This is a genomic window from Bacillus bruguierae, from assembly GCF_037104725.1.
GTDB classification, from domain to species: Bacteria; Bacillota; Bacilli; order Bacillales; family Bacillaceae_G; genus Bacillus_A; species Bacillus_A bruguierae.
In genome coordinates this window covers 1-3,234 of the sequence record NZ_JBAWSX010000036.1, presented here as the reverse complement: position 1 = coordinate 3,234, position 3,234 = coordinate 1, and the positions used below count along the sequence as shown (strand labels likewise).

Annotated in this window: 5 protein-coding genes; 3 read left to right on the top strand and 2 right to left on the bottom strand. The window is 31.4% G+C overall.

The features are described 5' to 3' along the window. Window positions 1-336 precede the first annotated feature (336 nt). Window positions 337-642: a hypothetical protein gene (locus tag WAZ07_RS26020; protein ID WP_336474704.1), complete on the top strand. Its 306-nt coding sequence runs from the start codon at window positions 337-339 to the stop codon at window positions 640-642. Between the two features lie 445 nt (window positions 643-1,087). Next, window positions 1,088-1,822, top strand: a complete 735-nt coding sequence (locus tag WAZ07_RS26015; protein ID WP_336474703.1) for a MerR family transcriptional regulator — start codon at window positions 1,088-1,090, stop codon at window positions 1,820-1,822. Between the two features lie 128 nt (window positions 1,823-1,950). Here WAZ07_RS26015 and WAZ07_RS26010 read toward each other — a convergent pair whose 3' ends face one another. Both WAZ07_RS26010 and WAZ07_RS26005 read right to left on the bottom strand, forming a co-directional pair. Further along, entirely contained in the window at window positions 1,951-2,253 is a 303-nt protein-coding gene (locus WAZ07_RS26010) for a contact-dependent growth inhibition system immunity protein (protein WP_336474702.1), read from the bottom strand. Between the two features lie 12 nt (window positions 2,254-2,265). Then, window positions 2,266-2,460, bottom strand: coding sequence for an RNase A-like domain-containing protein (locus tag WAZ07_RS26005; RefSeq protein WP_336474705.1), 195 nt, complete (start codon window positions 2,458-2,460; stop codon window positions 2,266-2,268). A 570-nt stretch (window positions 2,461-3,030) separates the two neighbouring features. Between WAZ07_RS26005 and tnpA the strand changes: the two genes are divergently transcribed. Beyond that, window positions 3,031-3,234 (top strand): IS200/IS605 family transposase (gene tnpA, locus WAZ07_RS26000; RefSeq protein WP_336474701.1); only part of this gene is annotated, 204 nt, incomplete at its 3' end.

The following is a 3,234-nucleotide window of genomic DNA, read 5'->3' as shown; positions in this document are numbered from 1 at the left end:
AAAATCAGGCCGTTTCATTGGGGTAATCTCGCACGTACAAGAACTGAAGAGTGCAATGCCAGCAGTGCTGGAAGTAATGAAGAAGAAAGATGGATGTAGTAAGACGAGGTTTGTGGTGAAATAGATAAAAGTGTCTGATTTTTCAGGGGCGGCACGTGTTGTATCTTCGGAAGAACGCTTATTCCACCCTTGATTTCTGATACTATTAAATATCTTTATATTGTTCAGTTTTGGACTCTGCAAAATTGCAGGGTCTTTTTTTTATGTAAAGGATTTACTGTATATTGATGTTGATCTGGTTTATGATACATATTTTACAAAAGGGAGGAATGTCAAATGGAATCAGTAAATATTAGTGGGAATATTTATTATATTGAATGTATTCCGTTCGAAGACAAGAGTGAGAAGGACGAGGAGGGGTACTACGAATATTATTACAAAGGAGTCAATATACTGTTTCACTCTGGTAAAGAAATAATAACAGCTAGAATTTATGATGGAGAAGAAGAAATGTCTTTTTCAAGGAATCCAATTCTTGCTTTTGGTGAAGATTTTGAAGCGATAAAAGCACATATAATTAAAAAATTCGGTGTGAATAGATTTAAATTCCTAGGTGGAGAAAAGGGTTATACGGAATTATAGTCAACATCATTTTTTAACTTGGTCCGAGTAAAAGATGTTCTATACTAGCTTCACATGATTACATGTGTAATAAGATGAAAAGCCACTTTCAATAACTTATTCACACGTGCAATGGATGCAATTTTGTATCGTAAAATAAAATATTTTGCGTAAATGACTATTTATCGCTGGGTTATTCTTTATAAGTTTAAGTGTTTTCGTTCTTTTTAATGGTGTCCTTATAAAATTAAATGTTAAATTAATTCTTTCTTTAGAGTAGTGATCTTCCTCAAGCAATGTATTGATATAGTGCTGGATATGCATAGTTGTATTCTCTTGCATTCTCAAATGTCCAAGACGTGGTTATATCCAATGCAATTAAATAAATCGTGTAAATAAATTTCTGAAAAAATCTTGACTCTAACCTTAGGTAATACTTCATAGTTAATTTTGAAAGGAGGAAATAATGAAATTTACAGTTAAAGATTTATCAGCTATAGCAGGCGTTTCCATCAAGACTCTTTACCACTATCATAAAGTTGGTTTGCTTATTCCTAATGAGATTGGTGAAACAGGCTATCGGTATTATGGTGTAGAAGAATTAAATAGATTACAGGAAATTCTTTTTTATAAAGAATTGGATATCCCGTTGTTAGAAATTAAAAATTTGTTAGACGAAGAATCAAATAGGAGCGGTACTTTAGAAAAACAGATGATGCTTTTTGAAAAGAAAATTGAGAAGTATCATCAGCTAATTGAAACAATAAAAGTATCTTTAGAATATACAAAGAAAGGTGAGAATATGGACAATAAACTAATGTTTAAAGGATTTGAAACAGAGGAAGAATGGAAAAATGCTCTTGAAAAGCAAAAAACACATTTAAAAGAAAAATATAATTTTGACATTAATACTGATTCCATTAATGTGAATGATATGAATAAGATGGCTATTGAAGCAAAAAATTTCACAGATAGAATGGCTGAATTTTTAAGAAATGGAGTTAAGTATGACGATTCGAGTGTACATGATGTCGTTAAACAGCATCTCAAGTTTTTAAATAAAAACGGTCATACAATTAGCAAAGAAGATTACGTGAATCAAACAAAGTTTTTCCTTCAAGATGATTTTCATAGAGAGATGTTAGAAAAACAGCAAATCGGATTATCATATTATCTACTAGCCGTTGCAGAAAATTTATAAATACTTTTTAAGACAGCAGGAATAGTGCCCTTGCTGTCTTTTTTTGCGGATAACTCTTTATCAAAGTATATAAATTAAAATGTAAATCCAACTCAATGTGATATGAGTCGGATTTGTTTCGTGTAATTTTATTCTTTATTTTTTATAGCTTCTTTTAGTATTTCAAGGGTATGCTTTAGCCATTCTACAGGTGTTAAGTTTAATGCAGGGAAATAGATATAAGCATTATATTTAATAAATTCCTCTTTTTCACTATCAGTTAAATTACTATTTAAAAATGAAAGTATATCATTTCTAGTGTTTTCGATACAGATTTTAGTAACTTCCATTATAAATTCATTAAGAGCTTCCTCAGGTGATTCCATGTCTTGGTGAAATGTTCCTGCTAAAAAATCACCTAATTCTTCATAAGGGCCATATGTATCTTCCATATAAGTCCTCCTCTACTTTTCTGGATATCCTGTAATAATAAAACCTCCTTGATTCTCTTTTTTCAAAATAATCCTAGCATGTTCCACACCTAAAGCATTATTTGATCCTCTTTCGATATATCGTCCAATTATATTATCATCGTTATATCTCAGCGGTAAAGTTGGGATGCCATTAGGGTTGTTTAACCACCTAGTTATTTTTGCTATATTTTGTATTAGCTACTCTCACAGCTGTAGCTCGATTAGTAAAAGTTGATGCGCTGGTATTCTAGGGGCATTTTGTAATAACTCTCCATCTGCTTTTCCAACATGTTTTTCGATTAAGAAAAGAAAATACCAAATGGAGCCGGTAAATATTAATGGGAATATTTGTTGTATTGAATGTGTTCCTTTTGAAGACAAGAGTGAGAAGAACAGGGGAGAGAATCCTATTTTATTCATATCACTAAAAACGTTGAGAAAGTGTCGCATTTTTCTCAACGTTTTTCATGGACAACAGCACACTTTTTCAACACCTTTAATACGTTAATATTAAATATTGAAGCGAGGTGCTGAAAATGACTTGGTTAATTATTTTAGGGTTTATATTTTTATTGAGTATAAGTAATTTAACGACATTTCCGAAAGAATTCTCCTTCCTCAAGCGTGTGAAGGGCGCTAGCCCAACGATAGGTGGGAGATGAATTTCGGTTTGGCGTAGCCAAAAAGTTCTTTCTTTTCTTTTTATTTTTTCTTCTTTTATAATCAGTCTTATAATTGATAAAGGTTGGTATAATAATGAAATTAGATAGTAATAACCATTCAGTATTCTTATTGTATTATCATCTTGTATTAGTCGTGAAATACAGAAGGAAAGTATTTGATGATACCATATCTGACTATGCAAAAGATATGTTTGTAAGACTTTCAGAAAACTACAATATAACGTTAGTAGAATGGAATCACAATGTTGACCATGTACATATCTTGTTCCAGGCACAT

Excerpts from the sequence above, each read along its gene's own strand:
- WAZ07_RS26020 (WP_336474704.1), top strand. The coding sequence starts at position 337 with ATGGAATCAGTAAATATTAGTGGGAATATTTATTATATTGAATGTATT.
- WAZ07_RS26010 (WP_336474702.1), bottom strand. The coding sequence starts at position 2,253 with ATGGAAGATACATATGGCCCTTATGAAGAATTAGGTGATTTTTTAGCA.
- WAZ07_RS26015 (WP_336474703.1), top strand. The coding sequence starts at position 1,088 with ATGAAATTTACAGTTAAAGATTTATCAGCTATAGCAGGCGTTTCCATC.